This window comes from Novilysobacter longmucuonensis, assembly GCF_046600735.1.
Classification (GTDB): Bacteria; Pseudomonadota; Gammaproteobacteria; order Xanthomonadales; family Xanthomonadaceae; genus Novilysobacter_A; species Novilysobacter_A longmucuonensis.
Genome location: NZ_JBJMAW010000003.1, coordinates 147,530 through 173,823 on the forward strand (window position 1 = coordinate 147,530; position 26,294 = coordinate 173,823).

Consider the following 26,294-nt stretch of genomic DNA (forward strand, 5'->3'; position numbering starts at 1 on the left):
CACATGGCGACGGCTGCCGACATTCCGAAAATATGGTGCGATGAGGACGGCCATCGTAAATACGTGGACTTTGCTGATTTCAACGAATGGTTTGATAGCGCGGAGGGTGTGGAGTTACGGGTTAAGGCGCTTGTAGAAGGACTGGCGAATCCCAGCAAAGCGTTCTTCGCTGGCGACCGAGAGGCCTATAATGTCACGCTCGAAGGTTTCCGTCTCGACCGCCGAAACGAGTGGCTGAGCGTCGAAACATTGCAGGAGCTTTTCGGCGACACCCACTGGTCTGTGCGCAATGCGGCACGATTCGATCAGCTCTGCGATCGAATGCAATCAGGCGATGTTGTGCCCTTCGTCGGGGCGGGCTTATCTGCGCCGGGTGGCTTTCCGACGTGGAAGGATCATCTTCGCCAGCAGGGTCGTACGGCGGGCATGTACACCGCCGCCATTGAGGATCTGCTCGCGCAAGGCCTCTATGAGGAGATTGTCGACCAGATTGAGCAGCAGCGAGGGAGGGACGTCTTCGCGCAAGAACTTCGCGATGCCTTTGCCAAGAACGGAGTCATTCCGTCAACAGGCTATTTGGTCGCCGAGCTGTTCCAAGACACCCTAATAACGACCAATTATGATCGTCTGATCGAACAGTCGTTCGATTTCGGCGGCGGCAAAGCGATCGAGGTGCTGACCCCTGCGACAATCTTACAGCCGCCCGAGGCCGGCAAGGTAACGGTCGTCAAGCTGCATGGAAATGTCGATGTCCCGGGTTCATGCATACTCAGCAAGGCGCAGTACGCCGCCGCCTATGGAGCGGACGCAATCGACTTGACCCTGCCGATCCCTCAGGCGCTCGATTATTACTTTCGCAACAGCAGCCTGCTGTTTATCGGCTGCGGCCTGAATCAGGACCGAACCGTCCGTGTGTTCGAGGCGATCAAGATCAAAGCTTGGGCGGATGGGGCGAACTTGCCGCAGCATTTCTCCATCGAGCAATGCCCTGCCGACGAGGCCGCGCTAATCGCGCGAAATGAATATCTGCTTCGGATCGGCGTGACCCCGATCTGGTTTCCCCCCGGCGAGTTCCAATTCGTCGAGGGTATTCTGCGCCTCGCCCGCAACGAACTACGTTTTCGTCGCGAGTAACCTGTACAGGTGTGGCCGAGCTATAGAATCAGGAGTGACCACAGGGTCAGAGTGCATTTTGTCTAAAGCTGGAAGAACGGGGTTAGAAGAACGGGGTCAGGTTCACTTAATCCGTGACAGTTTTCCAGATGCTCGCCACGGAAGTCAGAAACAGGGGTCCAGAAACAAGGGTCAGAGTGGTCTTTCTCGCCGCATGCCGCGACAACGATCGTTGACGTGAGCACCGCTACATAGCTCGCCACTAAGTAACACAAGCTAAATCGGGAAAAAGCAGGCGTAAAACGGGGTCAGGTTCACTTTCGCCCCCGCCTTGAGGTGCGTGACCGTCTTCGCGGCATGAGCTTCCTCTCAAAGGGGTCAGGTTCATTTTCTTGCGCGACTCAGGGGCGCCCGCCAGTAACGGAGTCGAACGTAACGCAGTCAGGCTCACGTTCAACGCCAAACAGCGGGCAGCGGGCGCAAGTTCGCGCTGGCCCCCGTCAGCAGAGCAGCGGAGAGTGGGGCAGTCTCGAACTTCCACGGCGCACAAGCCTGTCCGTATCGCCTGGCCATACGCCCATGCCACAAGTCGGCTGCCGGCCGAACAGTGCCGCGTGTTTTCCGCTTACGCCGTCTTGGGCACCTTCGCGTTGATCACCAGGAACGTGCAACCGGTGGTGCTGCGCGCGTCGTGATCGGTTCCGGGCGGATAGTGAAGATACGAACCCGGTCCGAACTGCCGGCCGCGATCCTCGTAAACGCCTTCGATCACGAATACCTCTTCGGCGACCTCGTGGTGGTGGACGGGGTAGCCCTTGCCGGGCGCCAAACGCAGCAGCACGCGGTTTGCGCCGGGTTCGCCGCGCAGTACGAGCATCTCGACGCCTTCGCTGAACGTCTGCCATGGCGCGGTGGTGGAATCAATGTGGGAGAAGTCGTTCATCGCAACCTGCCTGAATGATGGGACCGAACGCAGTCCCGATGGCGCCCGCAAGGCGCAGGCGAGACCGTCAGTATGCGCGCCCGTGCGCGGTCGCGACGGCGTTAAAAACAGGGCCAGAGTGGACTGCCCCGCCGAGGTGCGTGACCGTCTTCGCGGCAGAGCTTCATCGAGACACATCAAAAGCCACAAGGTCGCGGCATCCCCCGAGGACCCGCAGTACCTGGTGGTGAGCGACAAGAGTGGCAAGCGCGCCGCTCACAAGCCTGACGCGCTGAAGCCGACCGGCAAGTCGTCATGAACGAGGATGAGCGCGTCACGCTCGACGAGTTCCGCGCCTGCGTGAACATGGCTCCGGCGGAGCTGGAAAAGTGGTTGGAGACGGACGCCTCGCGCGAAGTCGGTTTCAAGGAGAGCCCGGGCAGCGAGTCGGTCGGCCATGCGTCCGGCCGCCGCATCGTGGATTTGCTGCGCACCCGCCGCGCGGCCGGCAAGGCCATCCATTACAGCCTCGGCATCGCGCCCGGCGCGCCTACGGCCTCGCGCTCGACACTTCGCTCCGGGTGCTCAAGCGGGCCGGGCATTTTTCCGCCCACCCGCAACAGCATGCGATGCTCGCGACTACTGCCGATGAGGATCGAGGGGACGCCATGCCGGCGCCTGCGATGCAGCCCCGGACCGGAACGACCTCCACCGAAGCGTTCCGCTAGGGCGGAAACGGGGTCCGGGAAACGGGGTCAGGTTCACTTACCGCCTATCGGTCAGATCCGACGCGGCGTACGCGCTGATCGAACCCCACGAACCGCTGCGCTACTCCCAGCGACAGCCATAACGCATGCGGGATCGGGCGGGCGGCTGGAACGCTGAGCGCCCTGCGCTCTACGTGGAGCGATGGCTGGTCGATCACCGCCGTGGCAGGCACCATGGACGCACCATGTCACTGGCCATGCGATGAACCACTGGGTCGTCATCTACGCGATCGGCGCCGCGCAGGCGGTGCTGCTCGCGCTTGCGTTGTCGCGGCGACGGGTCAACCCGCAGGCGAACCGGGTGCTGGCGGCGTGGGTGGCGATCGTCGGCGTGGACCTGGCGATCAAGGCGTTGTTCCTGGCCGAACCGACGGTGGCGTTATACAAGCCGTACCGGTTCGTCGCGCTGTTTCCGTTCCTGTACGCCAGCCTGTTCTATGTGTACGTGCGTGTGTTGACCACCGGACGGGGCTTCGGTGCGCGCGACCTGGTGCATTTCGCCGGGTTCGCCTTCGTTCTCGCCTGGGTCGGGGGGTTGTTCCTGCTCGGGCCTGCGGACACGGCGGCCGAGTACGCGCAATTTGTCCGGGGCGAGGGTCCGGGGTTGCCGGGGTGGTTCGATCCGCTGCTGTTCGGATACGCGTTCTCCTACATCATCGCCGCGCTGGTGCGGATGCATCGCTACCGCCGACAGCTGCGGGAGCGTCGCTCCGATGCCGACCGGCAGTCGCTCCGGTGGATCACGGCGATGGCGCTGTGCCAGTTGGTGATCTGGTGCATCGCCGCCGCCCAGTGGCTGCTGCGGATCCCGCAGGTCGACTATTACCTGATCTACGGAGCGGTTGCGGCGTGGGTGTGCGTGGTCGCCTACTTCAGCCTCGCGCAGCCCCCGGTCGCGGAGCTGGTAACGGAATCGTCGGCCCCGCAGGCCGATGAGGGCCCGGCAAGGGACGACGACCCGCGATTTGACGAAGTGCAGTCGCGGCTGTCGCAGCTGATGCGCAAAGAGCGGCTGTACCGTGAGCCGGCCCTGACCATCGGACAGCTGGCCAGGCGCAGCGGTTACCCGGAGTACCTGGTCTCGGCGGTCATCAACCGGCGCCTGGGGGCCAATTTCTGGGACTACATCAACCGCCAGCGCATCGAGGCGGCCAGTGCCTGCCTGGCCGACCCTGGCGACCGGCGCACCATCCTCGACATCGCCTACGCCTGCGGGTTCACGTCCAAGTCGACCTTCAACGCGGCTTTCAAGCGCCAGCTGGGCGAGACGCCCAGCGGTTACCGGCGCCAACACGCCGGGCGATCGCCGGCCACCGCAGGATCAGTTCGCACACGGCCAGGTTGACCATCCACGACAGCCAGGCGGCGGCGATGTAGACCGGCATGAACGGCCATTGCAGTATCACGCCCAGCGCCAACATCAACCGCAGGGTGATGGCCCCGGTGGTGAGCGCGATGCTGCGATACATCCATCGCCGGTGGGCGGCGGTATCGCCGGCGATCGCGTGGCGGATCCCGATCGCCGTGACCACCGGCCACAGCAGCGACAGCATGGTGAATCCCAAGCTGCTGGGGAGACCACCTTGTGCGTTGGCCGCCAGCGAGAGTCCCGAGCCTGCTCCGATTGCGACCGCCCCGACGTAGAGCCACCCGCCCAGCCGGTGCAGCCGCGGCACGCGGCGGCGGACCCACGCGCTGAGCTGCAGCGGCACCAGCAGCAGCGCCAAGCCCGCGGCGAAGAAATGCGCAGGCACGTCCCAGCCCGACACTGCGAACTGCGCGGCGAACGGGTCGCCGGTGCGGTATTCGCCGTACAGGTACGCGAACGCGTAGCCCGCCACCGCCACGCACAACAGCGTGAACGTCCCGCGGAGAGTCCATCCCGCCAATTTTCCCAGCCAACCAAGCATGCGTTTGTTCCCGGATCCATGGACCGGAGCAAAGCATCGCCCGGGCGGGCTGGGAGGTCGTCCCGGGCGGCGTAGCCGGACGCGGCGGTGGTGCGGATCCGGGGAATCGTACGATCGAGGGCGGCAGCGGCTGCGAAAAAGGGGGGCTTCGTGATTCTCTTGAGGCCTTCAGCCTCAGCAGCCCCGTAGGATGGGTTGAGCGCACGAAACCATCAACTCCGCTCGCTGAAACGGGGGGGTCGTGTGGTCGGGCAGTACCACCATGGCGTGTATGGCGAACGGATGCCGGTCGCGGACACAACGCGTCGCGGCGCGGTCGGCGAGATCGACGGTGAAGAACAGGTAGTGCGCGGGCGCGGCGGCAGGCGGTCATCCTTGACCTCGTGCGCGGTGTGGGACAGCGCAGTGATGGGATTCGCTGCGCTCTACCCATCCCTCGGGACTGCATATCGCCGGCCTACGCGGAGACGCTTCAAACAAGGCCGCATCGATCAGATGCGGCGCTCGCGCTGTTTCGCCGCGGGTGCGGCTACGGCGACAGCGTGTCTTCGAGCTGCCCACGCACCGCGCCGCCCGGGTACTCGGCGTTGTGCACGTTGACGTAGAACTGCTCGGGATTCATCAGGATTTCGAAAACGGTGGCGAGCGGCTCGCCGGTATTCGGATCGCGGGTGAATGCGGGACTGCCGCTCGGCAGGATGCGGTCCTGCGCGATGCAGTCGGCCGATCGGCCGTCCTGTGGCCATGCCAAGGTGACGACGGCCGGGCCGTTTTCTCCGGGGCTGCCGCGATGGATGTGGGCCTGGCGGCCATTGCCGGGCGGCAGTGACAGTTCGCCGATGCGATCGACCTGGACTACGTAGCACAGCGTGGTGGTGTTGGCGTCGATGCCGAACACATAGGCTTCGCCGCGGCCGTCCGGGTCGCCGACGATGCGGCGGTTGGTGGCGCCAGTCGCCACTTCCTGGCGGCCGTCCAACGAGGCTTCGAGCACGATGTTGAGGTGACCGGCTTGCAGCGGGCTGGCAATCAGGCAGGCCGCGGCGAGCGTGGTGGCGACCGCAACGGCGTTCAGGCGGGGGAGGTTCACGGGGGTCTTCTCCTTGGGTGGGGTGCCAATCGAGTTGGCGATCTGCAGGTTCATAGCCGCACCGGCGCAGCCGGGATCATCCGCGCGCGCGCCGCGTCTGTGACGCTAGCCACGGGCTCATCTACCTTGCGTGAAATGTGGGTGCGGCTCGCTGATAGCGAGTGTGGCCCGGGCTACCCCCCGGTTCTTCAGACAGGCGCGCAGGAGATGTCCTGTGCGCCACGCAGTAAGCGCCTGTTTGGCGGGATCACCTGAAGCGAGATGCGCCCAGTGCCGCCCTTGCGGCATGATCACCCTCCCGGGGGCCCGGCTCCCATCCCACCCTGGAGTGTCCATGCGTCGTGTCCTTGCCGTCTCCGCCCTGACCCTGGCGCTGTGCGCCGCCTGCTCGCATGTGGCGCCGACCGCCGCCACCGCGCCCGCGGCCACGCCGGTGGAGACCGGCGCGACCACTGCGGACGCGCGCCTCAATGCGTGGTTCGAGCGCAAGTACGAGGAGCAGCTGCAGTTCAGCCCGATCCGGATGACCTTCCTCGGCCGCAAGGACCGCTACGCCGAGCTTGACGACATGTCGCGCGAAGCCGCCGAGCAGCAGCTGGCGTGGCAGGTCGCGGCGCTCGAGGAGATGAAGTCGAGCTTCGATTACGGCGCGCTCGGCGATGACGCCAAGCTGTCGTGGGACCTGTTCGAGTACCAGACCGAGACCGCCCAGGCTGCCGACCGCTTCAGCGAGCACCACTATCCATTCGAGCAGATGGGCGGCGCGCAGTCGTTCCTGCCGACGTTCCTGATCAACTTCCACAAGGTCGAGGACGAGTCCGACTACACCGCCTATGTGGCGCGCCTTCGCGAGGTGCCGCGCGCGTTCGGGCAGTTGATGGACCAGGTGAAGCGTTCGGCCGAGCTCGGCATCCGGCCGCCGCGCTTCGCCCATGAAGGCGTGATCGAACAGGCTGGCAAGGTCGTCACCGGCGCGCCGTTCACCGACGGCGAGGACAGTGCGCTGTGGGCCGACGCGCAGGCCAAGGCCGATGCGCTGGTGGAGGCCGGCAAGATCGATGCGGCGCGCGCGCAGGAATTGAAAGCGGAAGCCCGCGCGGCGCTGGTCGAAGCGGTGCAGCCGGCCTTCGGCGAGGTCATCGCCTGGTTCGAGGCCGACCTGCCCAATGCGGCGGTCAACCCGTCCGGCGTCGGCAGCACCCATCCGAATGGGGAGGCGTACTACGCCGAGCGCCTGCGTGCGTCGACCACCACCGACCTGAGCGCCGAGGAAGTCCACCAGATCGGCCTGGCCGAGGTCGCGCGCCTGCGCGGCGAGATGGAGGCGCTGATGGACAAGGTCGGCTTCGACGGCGACCTGCAGGCGTTCTTCGAGTTCATCCATACCGACCCGCGCTTCAAGTACCCCGACACCGACGCCGGCCGTCAGGCCTATATCGACGATGCCACTGCGGCGATCGCCACGATCAAGCAGCAGTTGCCGAACTACTTCGGGCTGCTGCCGAAGGCCGACATCGTGGTCAAGCGCGTCGAGGCGTTCCGCGAGGTCGACGGCGCCGCGCAGCACTACTACCCGAGCACGCCGGACGGTTCGCGCCCGGGTGTGTATTACGCGCATCTGTCGGACATGGACGCGATGCCAAAGACCGAGCTGGAGGTCATCGCCTACCACGAGGGCCTGCCCGGCCATCACATGCAGATCGCGATCGCGCAGGAGCTCGAGGGCGTGCCGGAGTTCCGCAAGCAGGCCGGCTTCAGCGCCTATTCGGAAGGCTGGGGGCTGTACTCGGAATGGCTGGCGCGCGAGATCCCGGGCACCTACACCGACCCGTATTCGGAGTACGGCCGCCTGACCTCGGAGATGTGGCGCGCGATCCGGCTGGTGGTCGACACCGGCCTGCACGCCAAGGGCTGGACCCAGCAGCAGGCGGTGGCCTACATGTCCGAGAACAGCTCCATCCCGCAGGCGGCGGTCGAGGCCGAAATACGCCGTTACATCACCTGGCCGGGCCAGGCGACCAGCTACAAGATCGGCATGATCAAGATCCAGCAGCTGCGCGCGAAGGCCGAAGCCGAACTGGGCGAGGACTTCGACATCCGCGGCTTCCACGACGCGGTGCTCGGCGGCGGCGCGATGCCGCTGATGCTGCTGGAGCGCCGGATCGACCAGTGGATCGAGGACGAGAAGCAGGCCTGAGCGAGGTGGACGGCTGACGGCGCAAACCGCTTCAGGCTGCCGCACGGTGTTGGCCAAGGAAGGCCAGAGTGGATTCTGCAGCGCGGGGTCCGCGCCCGATCACGGCCGCTCGAAAGCTTCAAGGTCGAGACCGACCTGAAGCGGACGAGCCGTGCAGCGATGCTCACCGCACGCCCGGCGCCCGGTGATCTTCGCCTCGCGTGCACCTGCGCTGTGGTGGTCTTGGAGAGGTGAATCCGGATTCCCCGGAGCATCGCTCGGGCTACACCAGTTGTCGTGAGTGGCTCGGTTAACCAAGGAGGAAAACCACGATGGCGGCCACTCTCGACCGGGCACATCCCGGGGCGCTGCACCCGTTTCATGCGGCCGTCCTCGCCGGGACCATCCCGCTGTTCCTGGCCGCCCTGCTGAGCGATATCGCCTACGCGCAGACCTACTACGTGCAGTGGACCAACTTCGCGTCCTGGCTGGTCTCCGGCGGTCTTTTGTTCGGCGGCATCGCGCTGGTGCTCGCGCTGGTCGGGCTGCGCCACCCTGATCGCCGTCGCGGGCGCTATTTCGTTTACTGCGCCCTCCTGCTGGCGATGTGGATCCTGGGTTTCGTCAATTCGCTGGTCCATGCCAAGGACGCGTGGGCGAGCATGCCCGGCGGCCTCATTCTTTCGGCGGTAGGGACCATCCTGGCCTGCGTGGCGACTTGGATCGGCTTCTCCAGCCTCCAAGGAGACAGGGCATGAAGAGACAGGGCATGGAGCGTTCGAACCTGTTTGCCGTGCTCGCCGTCTCGGGACTGCTGGCGGCCTGTGGCAGCGACCCGGCCCCGCCGGATTTCGGTCCCGACCCGAGGCTGCCGGAGCCCCAGCGCGGGCTGCTGCCCAGCATGACGATCGCAAACCCAACGGAATGGGGCGACCAGCGGCCGACGGTGCCGCGCGGCTACTCCATCGCGCCGATCGCCACCGACCTCAAGGTCCCGCGCCAGACGCTGGTCCTTCCCAACGGCGACATCCTGGTGGCCGAAGGCCGCGGCGGCAACGCGCCGAAACTGAAGCCCAAAGACGTGATCGCCGGCTACATCGTGGGCGGGGGGACAAGCCCGGTAGAGGGCGGTGACCGGTTGACCCTGCTGCGTGATGCCGACGGCGACGGCACCTATGAAGGAAAGACGGTGTTTGCCGAGGATCTCAACGCGCCCTATGGTCTCGCGCTGGTGGATGGCCGGCTTTACGTGGCCAACCAGGATGCGCTGGTGCGCTTCGATTATCGCGATGGGCAGACCCGGGCAAGCGGGCCGCCGGTCGAGGTCACCGAGTTGCCGTCGGAGATCAACCACCACTGGACCAAGGCGCTGGCCGCCAGCCCGGATGGGCGCTTCCTCTACGTCGGCATCGGGTCCAACAGCAACATTACCGAGCGCGGAATGACCGCCGAGGCCAACCGGGCCGAGGTGTGGCAGGTGGATGCCGCGACCGGGGCGCACAGGCCCTACGCCACCGGCATGCGCAATCCCACTGCGCTCGCCATCCAGCCCGGGACGGATCAACTGTGGGCGGTGGTCAACGAGCGCGACGAACTCGGTCCCAACCTTGTCCCCGATTACCTCACTTCCGTCCGCGAAGGCGCATTCTACGGATGGCCCTACAGCTACTGGGGCCAGCACGTGGACCCGCGCGTGCGGCCGCAGGATCCGGAGAAGGTCGCCTCGGCGATTGCGCCGGATTACAGTCTGGGGTCGCACATTGCCGCGCTCGGCCTGGACTTCTCCACGCCTGCGATGGGCGCCGATTTCGCCCAGGGCGTGTTCATCGGCGAGCACGGTAGTTGGAACCGCAGCGATCCGGTCGGCTACAAGGTGGTGTTCGTGCCGTTCCGCGGCGGCCGCCCCGCCGGTGAACCGGTCGACTTCGTCACCGGCTTCCATGTCGATGGCAACACCTACGGTCGCCCGGTCGGCGTGACCGTGGATCCGCGCGGCGCGCTGATCGTGGCCGACGATCTGTCCAACATCATCTGGCGGGTGACTCCGGAGCGCTGACCGGCCGTGGTGTCGTGCCGCCGGTGTCGGCGGTGGCCTACTTCTCCGAAAACAGCGCTGTCCCGCTACCGATGATCAGCCGAATTGCGTCGCTACGTCCAACTCCGGTCGATGCAAAGGTTTTGTGCGCGGATCAGGCTTTTTTCGTGGGCGCTTCGTCGCGGAAGCGCGCGCCGCACGGGCGGCCGCGGTTGACCTGCAGTTCGAGCACGTCCGGCCGGGAGTAGTGGCCGAACGGGTCGAAGTTCTGGCGCTCGCCGCGCACTACCGCCGGGTCGAGTTCGGCCACCATCAGTCGTTCCTCGCCGACGCACGGCGGCAGCAGCCATTCGCCGGTGGGCGCGGCGATGCAGGAGCCGCCGTTGGCGCAGACCTCCGGCAGCGCTGCGCGCAGGATATCGGCATGCGGCAGGTGCGGCGGGATGTCCTCGCGGCGCAGCAGGCCGCTCACCGAGAGCGCGTAGCTGCGGCCTTCGCGCGCAAGATGGCGGGTGAGGTCGGCGGTGTTGTTCGCGTTGCCGGGCCAGACTGCGATGTGCAGGTCCTCGCCTTGTGCGTACAGGGCCGAGCGCGCCAGCGGCATCCAGTTTTCCCAGCAGTTCAAGCCGCCGAGCGTGAAGCTATCGAGCGCGAAGCACTGCAGCCCCTGGCCATCGCCCGGCGACCAGACCAGGCGCTCCTCATAGGTCGGCATCAGCTTGCGGTGCACGTTGCGGATCTCGCCGCGGTCGTCGATCAGCACCAGCGAGCAGTAGAGGCTGTGGCCGCGCTCACGCGCGCGCTCGATGCATCCCAGCGCGACCCAGAGCCGCCCCTTTCGCGCGGCCGCGCGCACCGGCGCGAGGTCGTCGCGCGTGAGATCGACCGCCTGCTCGGCGTAGTGGGCGAACAGCGCTTTTTGCAGCGCAGACTCGAATCGTGCGCCCTCGGTATGTTCGACCCAGAACGGGTAGCCGGGCGCCAGCGCTTCGCCGAAGGCAACCAGTCGGCTGCCCGCGGCGGCGGCCTGCGTGACCCAGTCGGCGACCTTGGCGACGGTGGCGTCGCGGTCCAGCCAGACCGGCGCGATCTGGGCGAGTGAGACGACGAGCGGTGAGGCCGTAGGCATGGCGAGGTCGTTCCGAAGTGACGGGGCGGAGGCGAGCGACCATGGTGCCACGCACCGCCTTGCCAAACGCCCCTCGCCAGCGGACACATGGTTCCAGCGACGTGCAACCCTTTCCCTAGCCTGCATTCGCGCCAGCGCCTGATCGGACCGGCATGAAAAAAGCCCGGCCGATCGGCCGGGCTTTCTTCATGACACGCACGGGGCGGTGTAATTGCTCGCTTGCCCCGTGCGGGACGAGCCGGTCGCCTGCTACCTTGCTATCGGATCGCCGGCTTCCGGCCGATCAGACGCTCGCTCGTTCCGACAAACTCAATGCCGGCGCTCGTCCCGAGCGTCGTCCGACGCCTTGCCGACCTCGCGCTGGACCTTGCCGGCGTTCTTCTCGAGGTTGCCCTTGGCTTCCTGCGAACGGTCACCGGTGATTTTGCCGGCGCCTTCCTTCATGGCGCCGCTGACCTGGTGCTTGCTGCCTTCCTGACGGTTCTTGTCGACCATTGTTCTGCTCCTCGAATCCCGCCGGGGGGAAGACGGGTTGTAGGTGATTTGTAACGCAGCGGGCGTCTGGCCGCGGTGAACCTGCGGCCTATTCAGGCCCCTCGGCGAAGTAGCCGTTCAGCTCCGCAGGGTGGGTCGCGCGCCGCGTACCCGCTCACCTCCGATCACCGAAGTCACTGGCGCCTCCGCCAGCTGCGCCGACCCGCTGCCAAGGTGCCTGTGTTCAGGCACCAGACATCATCTCCACTTCATGGCGCCCGCTGTACTTTTTCGGGGACTGCGGGCCTTGGCTTGCCGATCCCTCCGCTGTCAGCACAGCAGTCGCTTGTCGCGTCCGCGGCACCGCCAGCGGCGCCAGCGCCAGTTCCGGCCGACGAGGCGATTGCGCATTCCACTTGCCATCAGAAGGGAGAACCCCATGGCCGCAGTCACTGAATCCGCTATCGCCTCGCCAGCCGCCAAGCGCGCTTCGTGGGGCGCGATCCTCGCCGGCGTCGTCATCGCCCTCGCCGTGCATGTGCTGATGGGGGTGCTCGGCATCGCCATCGGCGCCAGCGTCATCGATCCGATGTCCGAAGCAAATCCGGTCGAAGGGATCGGCATCGGGTCCGGCATCTACTTCGTCATCACCGTCATCGTGGCGATGCTGGCTGGCGGATGCGTCGCCGGCGCGCTCGCAGTCATCCAGACGCGCCGCGACCGTACATTGCACGGTCTGGCGATGTGGAGCGTGGTGACCCTGTTGACGGTGATGCTGCTGGCGACCGGGCTGGGCCGCCTCATCGGCGGCACCATGAACATCGTGGGCCAAGGTCTTTCACAGGCCGGCGACGCCGCTTCGGCGCTGGCCGAACCGGTCGCCGGTGAGGTCCAGGAGCAGATGCAGGAGGCCGACCTGGATATCGACGCGCTGCGCCAGGAAGCCGCCGAGTTGCTGCGTGACGCCGGAATACGACCGGGCGATATCGAGGAGGACACTGAACAGGTGCGTGCACAGGCCGGCCAGGCGCTGGAACGTGCCGCGCGTGATCCGCAGGCCGCCGACCAGGCGTTCCAGCAGGTTTTCGACCGCATCCAGCAGTCGGCTCGCGAGACCATGGATGACGTCGATCGCGACGCTCTGGTCAACCTGGTGGTCGAGCGCACCGACATGAGCCGGGCGGAGGCCCAGCAGACCGTCGCCAATTGGGAACGCAGCTATGCACAGGCCTATCAGCAGTCCCGCGCGACATGGGAGCAGGCCAAGGCGCGCGCCGAACAGAAGGCACGCGAATGGGGCCAGCAGTCCGCCGAAGCGGTAGCCTCCGCCGCATGGTGGAGCTTCCTGGTGCTGGTGCTGGGCGCCATCGCCGCGGCGATCGGCGCCAACCTCGGCTCCAGCCGGATGGTGGTGGCCACGCGCGCGGACGTACACCGATAAGCGCTGCACAGGCGTGCCGCTCATTGATGGCGAGGACACCGGCGAATCAGTGATGCGTCGGCGTTTTCCGCGGAGTGACAGCAGCCCGCCGCTGGCTGGCTGCTGTGCGGAGACGCAGGCGTGAAGTTGCAATTCCACCTGACGCTGAGGCCCCTTCCCGATAGCGGGTGTCTCCGAGCGCCGGCTCGACCTCGACCACTTCCGGAAACAGCTCGTTCAGCCCCGGAACGGCCGACGCCGTGCTGCCACGGGTGCTGACCGCGCCGCTGGTTCTGCGCGCATATTGCTCGTGATACGCACATCGACGCCGGTGATCTTGCCGGCGCCTTCCTTCATGGCACCGCTGACTTGGTGCTTGATGCCTTCCTGACGATTCTTGTCGACCATGATCTGCTCCTCTTGACCTGCCGGGGGAAGCGGGTTTCAGGTTGTTCGTTACGTGGCGGGCGTCTAGCCATGGTGAATCCGGCGCCTGTTCAAGCCACGTGTCGAAGCGGCCGTTCAGGCCCGTGGGAAGCACGTTCGTGCGCGGCGGCTTCCACCCGGTCCGGACCGCTGGGGGACAGGCGGATTTCGATCGCGGAACGGATTGGCCGGTGACGCAATCGGATTACGTGGGGATGTAAGCGCAGGCCGAACTGGGGGTGGGCTGGCGTGCCCTTAACCCTTGGAGAAACTGCCCATGAACGTCCTGAGATCGCTTTCCCTGTCGCTCGCTGCGGCAGGCCTGGTCATGTCGGCTGCAGCGATCAGCCCGGCCCACGCTGCCAACGAGAACAGCGAACTGGCCGAGCTGCGCCATGCCATGACGCGCTTCAAAGCCCTCGATCACGCCTTTGTCGCCGGCTGGACCGAAGACATCACTGGGTGCCTGTCGTCGCCCGAGGGCGGCATGGGCCACCACTTCGCCGATTTCGGTGCGCTGCTGGACGGCGGCGCGGTGGAGGCGACCCGTCCGGAGTTGCTGGTCTACGCGCCGGACCACAGGGGCGGCCTGAAACTGGTCGCGGTGGAGTACCTGGTGTTCGCCGACGATTTGCAGGGCGATCCTATCCCGGAGCTGTTCGGTCAGCAGTTCCACTTCAATCCGGTGGTGGATGCCTGGGTGCTGCATGCCTGGATCGGGCAGCACAACCCCAACGGCATGTTCGCCGACTGGAATCCGAACGTCAGTTGCGACTGAGCCGTCCGGTCCGGTGCGGTTGGCCGCCGCCCGGCATCGCTGGGGCGGTGCGCACGGTGCGGCGATCGCGCGCGACGCAGTAGCAACTATCGCTAGCGCGGCACCCATACGGTCGCAGCGGTGGCCTGTCGAGCAGCGCGATCCGGCAGGGCCGACAGCTACGAAGTGGAGCTGTGTAGTGGAGCTGTGTGAGCAGACCATCACCCGTCGTTGAGACTCTGCGCAATCGCGCGACATCACCTGCGCACCTCGACGCCGGTGATGTCGCTTGCCGAACGCAATTCAAGACAGGCGGCTCAGCACGGGCGCCTCAGCGCAGGTAGGGCGCCACGTTGTTGGCGATCGTCTCGAACTCGGCGTCGGTCAGCGGAATGCCGGTGCGATACGCCTGCCCGACACTGCTGGGCCGGGGTGGCCACCCGGCGGGCCAATCAGCGCGCGGCGAGCGCTTCTGTCACCTGGCAGTCCGGCCGTGGGTTGTCGGCTTCGCCGCTGACGCACAGGCGGAAATGCGGCAGCCCGGTGATCTGGCGACTGTCGCCATCGGCCAGCACGAAACGCTCCAGTGGCTGGTCGGCACAGTCGTCGCCGCGCGCGCCGCTTGCGGCCGGCGCCGGCGCGCAGGCGTCGGGCAGCACGGTGTAGTGGCACTGCCCGCTGGCACTGCGCAGGCACTCGAAGCGGGCGACGCCGGCCTGCACCACCGTGCGGCTGTGCAGGGTGTCGGTGCCATCGACGTGGGTGCGGGTGACGTAGGTGCTGCCGCCGACATCGCAGCCGTACAGCGAGAGCACGAAAGAGCACAGGGCGATGAGTTTGTTCACGGGTCACCTCGTCGATGAGGGCGGGTCGGTGTCGGCTTCGGGCAGTTCGAAGCACGCGGTTTTTGCTCGTCATCCCGCCTTCGCGGGCATGACAACGTGGGGGGGCGACGCGGTCACATGTGCCGGAACAGCGCCATGAACGGCGCGCTGACGGCCAGGGTTTCGGGCCGCGACTTGAGCCGCACGGTGCCGCGGCCGCTGTCATCGCGGACCACGCCGGCGATCGCCTTGAGGTTGACGATGGTGGAGCGGTGGATCTGCTTGAACGTGCCGGTATCAAGCACGGTGAGCAGCTCGCGGATCGGGGTGCGCAGCAGCGCCTCGCCCTCGGCGGTGGCGACGGTCGTGTACTTGTTGTCGGCGCGGAAGTAGGCGACGTCGTCGACCAGGATCAGCCGGGTCTCGCGGCCGGCGCTGGCGGTGATCCAGGTCAGCGGCTCGGGACCGCCGGCGCGCGGCAGGGCAGTGCCGAGACGTTCGAGCAGGTTGGCCAGCGCGGCGGCATCGGGATGGCCGGTACGCGCTTGCAGCCGTTGCACGGTGGCGGCCAGCCGCTCCGGGGCGATCGGCTTGAGCAGGTAGTCGATCGCGCCGCGCTCGAAGGCATCGATGGCGTACTGGTCGTATGCGGTCACGAACACGATCTGGGTCCGCGGGCTGGCCTGCGCGGCCGCGGCGGCGACCTCCAGCCCGTTCAGGCCGGGCATCCGGATGTCGAGGAAGGCGACTTCCGGCTGGTGTTCGGCCAGGGCCTCCAGCGCACCCGCGCCGTCCTCGCATTCGGCCACGATCCGCAGCTGCGGCCAGGCCTGCCCGAGCCGGTCGATCAGCGCCTGGCGCAGCAGCGCTTCGTCCTCGGCGATGACGCAGGTCACCGCGGCGCCGCTGGTGGTCGGGTTGTCAGACATGATGGGTCTCGCGTTCGGCGCCCGCCGGCACGGTGATCGTCGCGGCCACGCCGGCCGGGAAGTTGGCGACCACCGCCAACGCGGCCTCGCCGCCGAACACCAGGCGCAAGCGCTCGCGCACGTTCTTCAGGCCGATGCCGGTGCCGCTGGTCTTGGTGTTGAAGCCGTCGCCGTCGTCGGCCACGGTCACCGCCACCACGCCGTCGCTGCGGCGCGCGCGGATCCACACGGTGCCGCCGCCGGTGCGCGGCTCCAGCCCGTGCTTGATCGCGTTCTCGACCAGGGTCTGCAGCATCATCGGCGGCAGCGCGGTGGCGCGCAGGGTCTCCGGTACGTCGACCTGCACGGTGAGCCGCGGCCCCATGCGAATCTTGAGGATCTCCAGGTAGGCCAGCGCGCGCTCCAGTTCCGCGCCCAGGCTGGACAGCTCATCGTCGGTGCGCGGCAGCGAATGACGCAGGTACTGGATCAGGTAGCCCAGCATCTGGTCGGCGCGCGGCGGGTCGCTGCGGGTCAGCAACTGCGCGCTGGCCAGCGTGTTGTAGAGGAAGTGCGGCTCGACCTGCGCGTGCAGCAGACTGAGCTTGGCGACGGTGAGCTCCTTTTCGGTCACGGTCTGCGCCGCCTCGGCCTTCTCGTTGCGGCGGCGCTCGGCGACGCGGCGGCTGATGGCGCGGGTGATCGCCTCGGCGTTCTCGAAGTTGGTGCCGTCATCGACCAGGAACCAGTCGCTCCACGCCGGTGACTCGGGCTCGCAGATCAGCGTCACGCTGCCGCTGTCGTGGCCGGGGGTGACGGTGGCGAAGATCCGGTTGCGTGGGATGCCGAACCACGACAGCGGGTTCCAGCGCCCGCCCAGGCGCTCGATGTCGACATCCGGCCGGGCGACCTTCGCCCGCACCTGCAGGCTGTCGCGGGCGCTCTCGACCTGCATGACGCGCGGCAGTTCACGGATCGCTGCGTCGAGCAGGTCGAATGCCTCGCCGGCCTCCAGCGGGATCTCCACCTGCCGGCGCTGGCGGTTGGCGATCGCGGCCTTGTCGATGTGTCCGGCGATCAGCCGCACCCGGCCCAGGTGCGAGAAGGCCCCGGCGACCACCAGCGCCATCGTGAGCATGCCGGCGATCACGATCGGCCATTCGATCCAGCCGATCAGCGGCAGGTTGGACCACAGTGCGGCGACCAGGAAGATCGCCAGCATCCAGGCGATGGCGATGCGCAGGACGAAGAAGGTGCTCTTGATCACGATGTTTCCCGGTGGGCTGGATTGATTGCGACCGAGCATAGCGAGGCACGCCGCGGCATTGGCGCGCGCTGCGACGGATGCGGGAATGCGGCGACGAAACCGGGTGGCGCGGGACCGAAGGACTGGCCGGGCCCACGCGCGCGCGCGGGTTCGAGCCGGAACAGGCCCGGCCCGCAGGGCGACCCCGAGAGCGGCCGATGCCAGCAACAAAAAACCCCGCCGTAGCGGGGTCCCGTTCTTGTATCCGGCGCGGATGGTCGCGTAGCGCGGAGCTTGCTCCGCTGCGTGCCCCCCTCCGGACGAACCGCTACCGTGCTGCGGCGGCGCCGGGCGTCTCCCCGGCCAGCGCGTCCAGTTGCGCCGCCAGGCGCAGCACCTGCGCGCGCTGGCGTTGGAGGTCGGTGGCGACGTTGATGTTCATCTCGGCAATGGAGCCACGCAACGCGGCCAGCTGTTGCGCGTTGATGTCGCCGCCTGATGCGTCGACCCGGCCGAGCGCCGCGGCGGCTTGCTGCAGGTGGGTACTGGCGGTGCCGAAATTGCGCTGGTCCAGGTCGATCGCCGTGCGATAGAGGCCGGCGCGCGCCAGCAGCAATTGATGGCGGCTGTTGGCCGCCGACAGGTCCTGCTGCGCCTGCTGGAGCCGGCCTTCGACCGCGGCGATGCGCTGCTCGTGCTCGGACTGCTGCGCACTGAGCTGGCTGCGGGTCTGGAAATGGCCCCACAGGTACACGCCCAGCAGGAGCAACGCGACCACGACGACACCGATCAGGATGTTTCGGGTCGGCGTGGAAGGCTTTGCGGTGCGTGCGGTGGAATCGGTCGTATTCATGCGGTTTGCCTGGTTGGGTCGGAGCGAGGCCGCGTGGGTCGGAACGTCATCCTACTGTGATCGGTTCAGGATCGGGTGAAAGGCGCTGTCGCGGGTGGTTTGTAGGAGCGCCCCATGCATCCCACCCCCATGTGGGGCGCGAGGCTCTTCGGTCAGGTGACGCGTCGGTCGGGATGCATGGCGATCGTGCCCATGGGGCGCTCCTACAGAGGTGTGCGGGAGTCTGGACGGGCTGGTCGGGCGGCGTCTGCAGTGGTTTGGCGAATTCGACGGAATTCATCGGCCCTGCGATGCCGAAGCCCTGCCATCCAGGCGCATGGCGGCCGCGGTTTACCGTGCTGTCACTGGGTTGGACCGAACATGTCCGCCCGTGACCTGGAGGTCTCCAGCAGGAGCCGAACATGAGCACAGCACCCACCCCGGACCGCGCCGAGCAGGGCGCGTCACGCCTGACCCCGCGTCCGCCCGGCACCCCCGGCGATGAGGCTTCCGGCTATGGCGACAGCAATCCGGTCGGCCGCAACGCGGGCGACGGCGGCCGCTCGGCTGCATCCGGCGACGAGAGCACATCCGACCACCAGCGCCGTGATCGCGACGATGCGAAGGACCCGCCGATCGGATCGGCGCTCGCCTCCGCCGGCGCCGGCAACGGCGCCAGCTCCGGATCGGCCAGCCTGGGCGCCACCTCCGGCGGGGAGCGCGCGTCGGCAGGCCCGGCTGATGGCAGCCGTTCCTCGCGCGACCATCGCAACAGCCTGGAAGACTGAAGCTTCCGCCCGCGCCCCGTAGGAGCGCCTTCAGCCGCGATCGCTTCAATGTAGGAGCGACGTAGTCGCGACCGCGGCAGTGATCGCACCCGCGCGGTCGCGGCGCACGACGCTCCTTCAGGGGCTGTGGCGTGTGGAAGGCCCTCGGCTCACGCCGCTCCGACCTGCCCGTCCGCGGGAGCCGCCAGATATCGCTGCTTTGGCCGTTATAGGCATTGATGCTGGCGATTGACGCCAGGATGGCGGGCGTTACGCGTTGCCGGAGGTGGCGTTGGAGCACAGACAACCGATTGCCGCGCGCCTGTGGCCGGCCCTGCTGGCGCTGCTGGTGATGCCGGGCGCGGCTGGCGCGGCGGCGCCGGAGGCCTGCGCGCGCGCCCTCAGCCAGCATCGCGTGCAGACCTGGGACCAGAACGACGGGCTGCCGCAGGACGCGGTGCTGTCGCTGGCGCAGACGCCCGATGGCTTCCTCTGGGTCGGCATGGAGGACGGGATCGCGCGCTTTGACGGCAGCGTGTTCGAGCCGGTCGCCCTGGACCCCACGGCGGGCATTGCATCGGACCTGATCGGCACGCTGGCGGTGGACGGCGACGGCACCCTTTACGCCGGCACCGGCACGTCCGGGGTACTGACGGTCGGCGCCGACGCCCAGGTGCAGCCCGATGCCCGCGCCTGGCCGCCACAACCGGTCGAGGCGCTGCTGGTGGATGGATCGCAACGCTGGGCCGGGCTGCGTGGCAACGGGCTGGTCGACTTCCGCAGCGACACGCCGGTGGTGATCGGGCCGGAACAGGGCCTGGGCGGGCTGCGGGTGACGGCGCTGGCGCCGCGTAGGCAGGGCGGGTTCTGGCTCGGGCTGGGCGCCGGCGGAGTGCAGTGGCACGACGAGCAGGGCTTCCACCGTCTGCCGCAGTTGCAGGCGCTGGGCGAGATGTACGTCGAGGACGTGCTGGAAGACCGCCACGGCGACCTGTGGCTGGCCACCCGCGACGGCCTGTACCGGGTGTCCGGTGGTGATTCGGTGCGGCGCTACGGGCCGCAGGACGGACTGCACTCGAGCTTCATCAGGAGCCTGCTGGAGGACCGCCGCGGCCACCTCTGGGTCGGCACGATCGGCGACGGTATCGGCCGGCTGTGCGGCGAGCGCTTCGACTTCCTCGGGGTCGAGCAGGGCATCCCGCCGGCGCCGGTGGAGGATCTGCTGGAGGACCACGAGGGCGGGATCTGGCTTGCCAGTGCCGGCCTGGTACGGCTGTCCGAAGGCGCCGCCCTGCCATTGACGGCCAACCAGGGATTGCCCGACAAGCCGGTCCTGCCGATCCTGCAGGACCGCGCCGAAGTGATGTGGATCGGTACGTTCGGCGGCGGTCTGGTGCGCCGGGGGGACGGTGTCTCGCAGGTGCTGACCACGCGCGATGGACTGTCCAGCGACGTCATCCTGGCGTTGGCGCAGGGTCCCGGCGGCGATCTGTGGGTCGGCACGCGCGACGGGCTGGACCGCCTGCAGGCCGACGGCCGGGTGGTGCGCCGCTACGACCAGGGCGACGGCTTGCCCAGCGCCACCATGACCTCGCTTTTGCAGGACGGTGACCGGCTGTGGGTCGGCACGGTCGCCGGGCTGGCCACGATCGAAGCCGGCGCGGCCCGCGCGCAACCGGTGCCCGGCGGCAGTGTCGGGGCCAACGTGGTCATGCTGTTCCAGGATTCCGCCGGCGAGCTGTGGGTCGGCACCGACGGCGCCGGGCTGTTCCGCGTGCGCGATGGCCGGGTGGAGCCGGTGCCGTTCGCCGCGCAGTTGCCGAGCACCTCGGTGTTCGCCATGCAGGAGACCTCGCCGGGCGTGCTGTGGATGGCGACCGGGCGCGGACTGGCGCGCTGGGACGGCGAACGGTTCGGCACGGTGACCTCGCGTCAGGGCCTGCCCTCGGACGTCCTGGTCTCGCTGCTGCACGATCCCTCCGGGCATCTCTGGGCGGGCGGGTACCGCGGCGTATACGCCATTGCGCTGGACGCGCTCGAGCGGGCCGCCGCCGAGCACGGCATGGTCGGCGACGTGCGGATCTTCTCCGAGTCCGACGGCATGCCCAGTTCGGAGACCAACGGCGGGGTGCAGCCGGCAGCCTGGCGCGACGCCCGCGGCCGGCTGTGGTTCTCCACCCGTGACGGCGCCGCGGTGTTCGACCCGGCGCGGCTGCCGGACCGCGCCCGCGCGCCGCAAGTGGTGCTGCGCGGGATCCGTGCCGACGACCAGCGCCAGCCGCTGGCGTCGCCCATCGCGCTGGCGCCGTATCCGGAGCTGCTCGAGATCGCCTACGTCGCGCCGTCGTTCTCACGGCCGCAGGCGGTGCGCTACGAATACCGGCTGGCCGGGTTCGACGACGACTGGTATCGGGCCGGCACCGAGAAGACCGCGGTCTACCGGCAGCTGCCGCCGGGAAACTTCCGCTTCCAGGTGCGCGCACGCAGCGGGGGGGGGACGTGGTCGGATCCGGCGACGATCGCCATCCGCGTCGAGCCGCACCTGGCGCAGACGCTGTGGTTCCGCGTCGGCACGGTGCTGCTGGCGTTGCTGGCCGCCGTCGCCCTGCTGCGTCACCGGCTGCGGCGGCGCGATGCACGCAGCCAGCAGCTCCAGCAGGCGCAGAAGCTCGAATCGATCGGCCACCTGACCGGCGGCATCGCGCACGATTTCAACAACGTGCTGGTCGCCATCGTGCAGAGCACCGACGCGCTGTCGGCCGCGCTGCCACGCAACCATCCGCTGCAGGCCGGCACCCGCGAGATCCTGCATGCCACCGACCTGGGCGCGGCGCTGACTACTCAGTTGCTGGCGTTCGCCCGGCGCGAGGAGAGCCGGCCGCAGTGGGTCGACCTGGCCCGGGAGGTCGCCGACATGGAGGCGTTCCTGCGGCGGCTCATCCCAGGCTCGGTCCGGATCGAATCGCACTACGACCCGGTCGGCCGCTGCCGCATCGACCCGGTCCACCTGCAGCAGATCGTGCTGAACCTGGTGCTGAATGCACGCGACGCGATGCCCGGGGGCGGCAAGATGAGCTTGCGCCTGTCGGCCGCCGGCCGCCAGGTGGTCGCATCGCAACTGCTGCCGGCTGACGGACGCTATGCCTGCCTGAGCGTACGCGACACCGGCGCCGGCATCACCCCGGCGACGCGCGAGCGGATCTTCGAGCCGTTCTTCACCACCAAGGCGCGTGGCGCCGGCACCGGCCTGGGCCTGGCGGTGATCTACGGCATCGTGCAGAAGGCCGGCGGCGGGATCGGGGTGGACAGCGAGCCCGGCCGCGGCGCGGCCTTCCATGTGTTCCTGCCGGTGGAGCAGGCGGCGCATCCGGAGGACCACGCAGGGGCAGCCGGTGCGGCCGCTGCGCAGCCCGACCCGGACGGTGCCTCGCCCCCCGCCGCCCGTGCCCCGGCGGCCGCCAACGCGACCGCACCGGCGCCGGCCGCTGCCGAAGCGGCGCAGCTCGGCCAGGGGGCGGGTGACCGGTTGCTGGTGCTGGACGATGACGAGGCCGTCGCCCGCTCGCTGGCGCTGGCCGCCGGCAGCGACGGCTTCGAGGTGCGCATCAGCCACGTCCCCGCGGATTTCTTTCAGCAGGTGCGGCAATGGCAGCCCAGCCACGTCATCGTCGACCTGGTGATGCCGGACATGGACGGGATCGAGGTGCTGCGCGCACTGGCCGACAGCGGTTACCGCGGGCGCACCGCGGTGATGAGCGGCATGGGCGCCAAGGTGCTGGAGGCCGCGCGCCGCTCCGGTGCCGAGCGTGGCCTTGAGATCGCCGGCGTGCTGGTCAAACCGTTCCGCGCCGACAACATCCGCAGCGTGCTGCGCGGTCCGGTCGCCAACGGCGCGTTGCGGCCGTCACTGGCGAGGCTGGACCAGGAGCTGTTGTTCGAGCGGGATCTGTCCAAGGCGGTGCAGCGCGGCGAGCTGGTCCAGCACTACCAGCCCGAGATCGACCTGCTGACCGGCCATCCGGTCGGCTTCGAGTCACTGGTGCGCTGGCAGCACCCCGCGCGCGGACTGGTCTATCCCGACCAGTTCATCCCGCTGGCCGAACGCTCGGGCCTGATCGGGCCGCTGACCCTGGCGGTCATCCGCTCCAGCCTTGCCTGGCTGGCCAGCGTTGCACCCGACTCCGAGCTGGGCGTCTCCATCAACCTGTCGGCGCGCAGTCTGGAGGACCCCTCGATCTTCGAGGTACTGCACCAGCAATGCGAACACTGGGGCCTGGCGCCGGGGCGGATCACCCTGGAGCTGACCGAAACCAGTGCGATGCTCGACGCGGTCGATGCGCTCGACACCCTCACCCGCTTGCGGCTGAAGGGCTACCAGCTGGCGATCGACGATTTCGGCACCGGATTCTCCTCGATGCTGCAACTGGCCCGGCTGCCGTTCTCGCAGATCAAGATCGACAAGTCGTTCGTGATGTCGATGGGTGTATCCAGCGAGTCGCGCAAAATCGTGGAATCCACCATCAGCCTCGGTCGCGCGCTGGGACTGACCACCGTGGCCGAAGGCGTGGAGGACGCCGACTCGCTGCAGGCATTGCGCGAGCTGGGTTGCGAGCGCGCGCAGGGCTACCACGTGGCGCGGCCGATGGACAAAGTGGCCGCGCGGCGCTGGCTGGAGCAGCGGCGCGCTTCGGTGTAGGAGCGCGGCAAGTCGCGACCGCGTCAATCATCGCGCTAGCGCGATCGCGGCTGAAGCCGCTCCTACAAAAGCTTTGGCTTGTGCCGCGCGCGTCAGCCGGGTTCGTTGCCGGCATCGCGCGCGAACGCCAGCGCCGCCGCCATCGCCGGGGCCAGCACCGAGCGGTGGGTCTCGCCCTCGAACAGCCGGAACCTGCAATCCACGCCGTTGGCCTGCAGCAGCTCGGCCAGTGCGCTGGCGTTGTCGACCATGTGGGGCTCGCCGAGCATTGCCGCCTCGTGCTCGCCTTCGATCTCCGGCGGCTTTTCCGGGCCGACGACCTGTTCGTCCGAGCCGACGCTGAGCAGCACGCGTGCGTGTCGCGCTGCGCCCCAGTCGGCTTGCCCGGCCTCCTCCAGGAAGCGCGCCTGGTCCCACCAGATCGACGGGCTGGCCGCGACGAAGCGCTGGAAAGATCCGGGACTGGCGATCAGCGCCTGCAGCACGAACAGCCCGCTGAGCGAATGGCCGACCAGCGTCTGCCGAGCCGCATCCAGCGGCAACGCATCGAGGTAGTGCGGTTGCAGCGTGCCGGTGAGGAAGGCCAGGAGCGCGTCGGCGTCGCCGTCCTCGTGCCAGGCGTCGGCGGACCCGCGCGGCGGCGGCACCTCATGCCGCGCCGGCTGGGTGAAGTCGCGCCGGCGCAGGTCCGGGTCGACCGCGCCCGGCGGATCCCAGCCGACGCCGATCACCACCATGTCGTCACCGCCGGCCGCATCCAGCGCCTGCTGCATCGGCGCCCAGGTGGTCGGGGTGTCCAGCAGCCAGACGACCGCATGACCGCCCTCGGGTGGATCACCCTGGGGCAGGTGCAGCGAGATCGCGTAGTCGCGCTGCTTGGCGCTGGTCATGTGCTCGTGCATCGCGAGGCTCCTGGCCACATCGGCCGGTCGCGGCGGCCGGCCGGGCTAATGGATGCTCAGGATAGTGACTTAACCGGCTCTTGCCGGATGCGGCGCTCAGGTCGCGAACAGCTGCGCCGCGATGTCGGCGAAGCCCTTGAACTCCAGCGCATTGCCCGAGGGGTCCAGCAGGAACAGCGTGGCCTGCTCGCCGGGCTGCCCGGCAAAGCGCACGTGCGGCTCGATCACGAACGCGACGCGCGCCGCACGCAGGCGCTCGGCCAGGGCGCGCCAGTCCGGCAGCTCCAGCACCACGCCGAAGTGCGGCACCGGCACGTCGTGGCCATCGACCGGATTGTCGCCGGCGACCGGGGGCGGCCTCATGCCGTCGACCCGATGGCACACCAGTTGGTGACCGAACAGGTCGAAGTCGACCCAGCGCTCCGCGCTGCGGCCCTCCATGCAACCCAGCACGCCGCCGTAGAACCCTCGGGCGGCGGCAAGGTCGTGCACCGGGATGGCGAGATGGAATGGGGTCAGACGAAATGGGGTCAACTTCGGCATGGCTGCGGCACGTGGGTCTGGAAGCGCCGCAGTGTGCTGGAAAAGCGCCGCTGTGGCGCGTAGCCGCGGCCGCCGAGGCGGGCTGTCGATCATTGGTGCGCAGTCGCCTAAAGAAGCGCCCGCGGCGGCCGATACCCCGGAGTCATTTATTCCCCCAGGAGAATCTCCGCATGTTCCGACCTGTCCTGCTCGCCGCCATCACTTCGCTGGCCCTGGCCTTCACCGTACCCGCCCACGCCGAGCTGACCCCGGTCAAGCGCGTCGAGCCGGTCTATCCGGTCGAAGCGGCCCGCGCCGGCACCAACGGGTTCGTCGAGGTCGAGTTCACCGTCGACGCCAGCGGCAAGGTCGCCAGCGTCTCGGTGGTCAACGCCAAGCCGTCGCGCACCTTCGAGAGCGCCGCGGTGCGCGCGGTCAAGCAATGGGAGTTCAAGCCCGGCGCCAACGGCCGCGGCAAGGTGCGGCTAGACTTCACGCTCTGATCGATCGCTGACCGCTGCGAAAAAACGCGTCGGCAACGGCGCGTTTTTTTAGGCAAGCCGCGACCGCCCTTTGTAGGAGCGCCCCATGGGCGCGACCGCGACCACAAGCGGATAGCGGATGAAGCCGCGTCCGAGCGGCACTCAAACAGCTCGCGTCGGACCCGCTTTCAAACGAACGAGGCGAACGCCTCCAGCGGCAGCCGCTCGATCGCGGGCACCCGGCAATCCTCGGCGGGATGGCCGACCACCAGCAGCAGGTAGGGCATCTCGTTGCGCGGGCGGCCGACGATCTGGTTGAGAAATCCCATCGGACTCGGCGTGTGTGTCAGCGTCACCAGGCCGGCGCGGTGCAGCGCCGCGATCAGCAGCCCGGTGGCGATGCCGACCGATTCATGCGGGTAGTAGCGCTTGTGCTTGCACCCTTCGGCATCCAGGCCAAACCGCTCGTAGAACACCGCGATCAGCCACGGCGCGGTCTCCAGGAACGGCTTGTCGGCATCGGTGCCGAGCGGCGCGAGTGCCTGCAGCCATTCCGATGGCGCGCGGTGCTGATAGAACGCGCGTTCCTCGGCCTCGGCCGCTTCACGGATGCGCCGCTTGATGCCGGCATCGGCGACCGCGACAAAGCGCCACGGCTGCTGGTTGGCGCCACTGGGCGCGGTGCCGGCCGCGCGCAGGCAGGCTTCGATCACCTCGCGCGGCACCGGCTGCGCACTGTAGTCGCGCACCGTGCGTCGGCGGGCGAGTTCGTCGGCGAAGGCGCGCGCACGGGCGAGGCGCTCCTGGTCGCTGAGCGGCTCGCGGGCGGGCAGGGGCATGTGGGCGGGGCGGTCCATTGCGACAGCCTAGCCCGAAGCACGCCCGGGCGGCGATGC

At 68.2% G+C, this 26,294-nt stretch carries 25 protein-coding genes; 12 read left to right on the plus strand and 13 right to left on the minus strand.

Going from position 1 to position 26,294, the window contains the following annotated elements; all coding sequences use genetic code 11:
* Positions 1–3 precede the first annotated feature (3 nt).
* On the plus strand, positions 4–1,134 hold the full coding sequence (locus ACJQWM_RS04680) for an SIR2 family protein (protein ID WP_332704407.1): 1,131 nt from the start codon (positions 4–6) through the stop codon (positions 1,132–1,134).
* 604 nt (positions 1,135–1,738) lie between these two features.
* On the opposite strand, the gene ACJQWM_RS04685 is transcribed toward ACJQWM_RS04680, so the two are convergent.
* On the minus strand, positions 1,739–2,056 hold the full coding sequence (locus ACJQWM_RS04685) for a cupin domain-containing protein (protein WP_330970042.1): 318 nt from the start codon (positions 2,054–2,056) through the stop codon (positions 1,739–1,741).
* On the opposite strand from ACJQWM_RS04685, the gene ACJQWM_RS04690 reads away from it, so the two are divergent.
* The 3 genes from ACJQWM_RS04690 to ACJQWM_RS04700 all read left to right on the plus strand — a co-directional run bounded on the left by ACJQWM_RS04690 (position 2,037) and on the right by ACJQWM_RS04700 (position 4,147).
* Positions 2,037–2,354: a hypervirulence associated TUDOR domain-containing protein gene (locus tag ACJQWM_RS04690; protein WP_330970041.1), complete on the plus strand. Its 318-nt coding sequence runs from the start codon at positions 2,037–2,039 to the stop codon at positions 2,352–2,354. The genes ACJQWM_RS04685 and ACJQWM_RS04690 overlap by 20 nt on opposite strands.
* Complete coding sequence (locus ACJQWM_RS04695) at positions 2,351–2,920, plus strand: DUF3140 domain-containing protein (protein ID WP_411306693.1); 570 nt, start codon at positions 2,351–2,353, stop codon at positions 2,918–2,920. The genes ACJQWM_RS04690 and ACJQWM_RS04695 overlap by 4 nt, the downstream gene beginning before the upstream one ends.
* A gap of 84 nt (positions 2,921–3,004) precedes the next feature.
* Positions 3,005–4,147: a helix-turn-helix domain-containing protein gene (locus ACJQWM_RS04700; protein WP_332704410.1), complete on the plus strand. Its 1,143-nt coding sequence runs from the start codon at positions 3,005–3,007 to the stop codon at positions 4,145–4,147.
* On the opposite strand, the gene ACJQWM_RS04705 is transcribed toward ACJQWM_RS04700, so the two are convergent.
* A complete protein-coding gene (locus tag ACJQWM_RS04705) occupies positions 4,050–4,712 on the minus strand; it encodes a DUF2306 domain-containing protein (protein WP_332704412.1) in 663 nt (220 codons plus the stop codon). The genes ACJQWM_RS04700 and ACJQWM_RS04705 overlap by 98 nt on opposite strands.
* 529 nt (positions 4,713–5,241) lie before the next feature.
* Entirely contained in the window at positions 5,242–5,802 is a 561-nt protein-coding gene (locus tag ACJQWM_RS04710) for a CHRD domain-containing protein (RefSeq protein WP_332704414.1), read from the minus strand.
* Positions 5,803–6,136: 334 nt separating this feature from the next.
* Here ACJQWM_RS04710 and ACJQWM_RS04715 point away from each other — a divergent pair, with 334 nt between their 5' ends.
* From ACJQWM_RS04715 to ACJQWM_RS04725, 3 genes are all read left to right on the plus strand, one after another.
* Positions 6,137–7,999, plus strand: coding sequence for a DUF885 domain-containing protein (locus ACJQWM_RS04715; RefSeq protein WP_332704416.1), 1,863 nt, complete (start codon positions 6,137–6,139; stop codon positions 7,997–7,999).
* Positions 8,000–8,310: 311 nt separating this feature from the next.
* On the plus strand, positions 8,311–8,736 hold the full coding sequence (locus ACJQWM_RS04720) for a DUF2231 domain-containing protein (protein ID WP_332704418.1): 426 nt from the start codon (positions 8,311–8,313) through the stop codon (positions 8,734–8,736).
* On the plus strand, positions 8,733–10,034 hold the full coding sequence (locus ACJQWM_RS04725) for a PQQ-dependent sugar dehydrogenase (RefSeq protein ID WP_332704420.1): 1,302 nt from the start codon (positions 8,733–8,735) through the stop codon (positions 10,032–10,034). The genes ACJQWM_RS04720 and ACJQWM_RS04725 overlap by 4 nt, the downstream gene beginning before the upstream one ends.
* A 133-nt stretch (positions 10,035–10,167) precedes the next feature.
* Here the strand turns inward: ACJQWM_RS04725 and ACJQWM_RS04730 are convergent, their stop codons facing one another.
* Together ACJQWM_RS04730 and ACJQWM_RS04735 are read right to left on the minus strand one after the other, a co-directional pair.
* Positions 10,168–11,142, minus strand: a complete 975-nt coding sequence (locus ACJQWM_RS04730; protein WP_332704422.1) for a carbon-nitrogen hydrolase family protein — start codon at positions 11,140–11,142, stop codon at positions 10,168–10,170.
* A 309-nt stretch (positions 11,143–11,451) separates the two neighbouring features.
* Positions 11,452–11,637: a CsbD family protein gene (locus ACJQWM_RS04735; RefSeq protein ID WP_332704424.1), complete on the minus strand. Its 186-nt coding sequence runs from the start codon at positions 11,635–11,637 to the stop codon at positions 11,452–11,454.
* A 418-nt stretch (positions 11,638–12,055) separates the two neighbouring features.
* On the opposite strand from ACJQWM_RS04735, the gene ACJQWM_RS04740 reads away from it, so the two are divergent.
* Entirely contained in the window at positions 12,056–13,057 is a 1,002-nt protein-coding gene (locus ACJQWM_RS04740; protein WP_332704426.1) for a hypothetical protein, read from the plus strand.
* A 216-nt stretch (positions 13,058–13,273) separates the two neighbouring features.
* On the opposite strand, the gene ACJQWM_RS04745 is transcribed toward ACJQWM_RS04740, so the two are convergent.
* Entirely contained in the window at positions 13,274–13,444 is a 171-nt protein-coding gene (locus ACJQWM_RS04745) for a hypothetical protein (RefSeq protein WP_332704428.1), read from the minus strand.
* A gap of 295 nt (positions 13,445–13,739) precedes the next feature.
* Here ACJQWM_RS04745 and ACJQWM_RS04750 point away from each other — a divergent pair, with 295 nt between their 5' ends.
* Positions 13,740–14,240: a hypothetical protein gene (locus ACJQWM_RS04750; RefSeq protein WP_332704430.1), complete on the plus strand. Its 501-nt coding sequence runs from the start codon at positions 13,740–13,742 to the stop codon at positions 14,238–14,240.
* 431 nt (positions 14,241–14,671) lie between these two features.
* Here ACJQWM_RS04750 and ACJQWM_RS04755 read toward each other — a convergent pair whose 3' ends face one another.
* The 4 genes from ACJQWM_RS04755 to ACJQWM_RS04770 form a co-directional block, all read right to left on the minus strand.
* Entirely contained in the window at positions 14,672–15,064 is a 393-nt protein-coding gene (locus ACJQWM_RS04755) for a hypothetical protein (protein ID WP_332704432.1), read from the minus strand.
* A 113-nt stretch (positions 15,065–15,177) separates the two neighbouring features.
* Positions 15,178–15,972 carry a LytR/AlgR family response regulator transcription factor gene (locus tag ACJQWM_RS04760; protein WP_332704434.1) on the minus strand — a complete coding sequence of 265 codons (795 nt, stop codon included), beginning with the start codon at positions 15,970–15,972 and terminating at the stop codon, positions 15,178–15,180.
* Positions 15,965–17,218: a sensor histidine kinase gene (locus ACJQWM_RS04765; RefSeq protein WP_411306694.1), complete on the minus strand. Its 1,254-nt coding sequence runs from the start codon at positions 17,216–17,218 to the stop codon at positions 15,965–15,967. The genes ACJQWM_RS04760 and ACJQWM_RS04765 overlap by 8 nt, the downstream gene beginning before the upstream one ends.
* Positions 17,219–17,525: 307 nt before the next feature.
* Positions 17,526–18,050, minus strand: a complete 525-nt coding sequence (locus ACJQWM_RS04770; RefSeq protein WP_332704438.1) for a hypothetical protein — start codon at positions 18,048–18,050, stop codon at positions 17,526–17,528.
* 401 nt (positions 18,051–18,451) lie between these two features.
* On the opposite strand from ACJQWM_RS04770, the gene ACJQWM_RS04775 reads away from it, so the two are divergent.
* Both ACJQWM_RS04775 and ACJQWM_RS04780 read left to right on the plus strand, forming a co-directional pair.
* A complete protein-coding gene (locus tag ACJQWM_RS04775) occupies positions 18,452–18,817 on the plus strand; it encodes a hypothetical protein (protein WP_332704440.1) in 366 nt (121 codons plus the stop codon).
* A 271-nt stretch (positions 18,818–19,088) separates the two neighbouring features.
* Positions 19,089–23,492: an EAL domain-containing protein gene (locus ACJQWM_RS04780; RefSeq protein ID WP_411306695.1), complete on the plus strand. Its 4,404-nt coding sequence runs from the start codon at positions 19,089–19,091 to the stop codon at positions 23,490–23,492.
* Positions 23,493–23,584: 92 nt separating this feature from the next.
* Here ACJQWM_RS04780 and ACJQWM_RS04785 read toward each other — a convergent pair whose 3' ends face one another.
* Both ACJQWM_RS04785 and ACJQWM_RS04790 read right to left on the minus strand, forming a co-directional pair.
* Entirely contained in the window at positions 23,585–24,394 is an 810-nt protein-coding gene (locus tag ACJQWM_RS04785) for an alpha/beta hydrolase (RefSeq protein ID WP_332707868.1), read from the minus strand.
* A 96-nt stretch (positions 24,395–24,490) separates the two neighbouring features.
* On the minus strand, positions 24,491–24,937 hold the full coding sequence (locus ACJQWM_RS04790; RefSeq protein ID WP_332707866.1) for a VOC family protein: 447 nt from the start codon (positions 24,935–24,937) through the stop codon (positions 24,491–24,493).
* Between the two features lie 170 nt (positions 24,938–25,107).
* Here ACJQWM_RS04790 and ACJQWM_RS04795 point away from each other — a divergent pair, with 170 nt between their 5' ends.
* A complete protein-coding gene (locus ACJQWM_RS04795) occupies positions 25,108–25,419 on the plus strand; it encodes an energy transducer TonB (protein ID WP_332707864.1) in 312 nt (103 codons plus the stop codon).
* Positions 25,420–25,586: 167 nt separating this feature from the next.
* On the opposite strand, the gene ACJQWM_RS04800 is transcribed toward ACJQWM_RS04795, so the two are convergent.
* Positions 25,587–26,255, minus strand: coding sequence for a nitroreductase family protein (locus tag ACJQWM_RS04800; protein ID WP_411306696.1), 669 nt, complete (start codon positions 26,253–26,255; stop codon positions 25,587–25,589).
* Positions 26,256–26,294 lie beyond the last annotated feature (39 nt).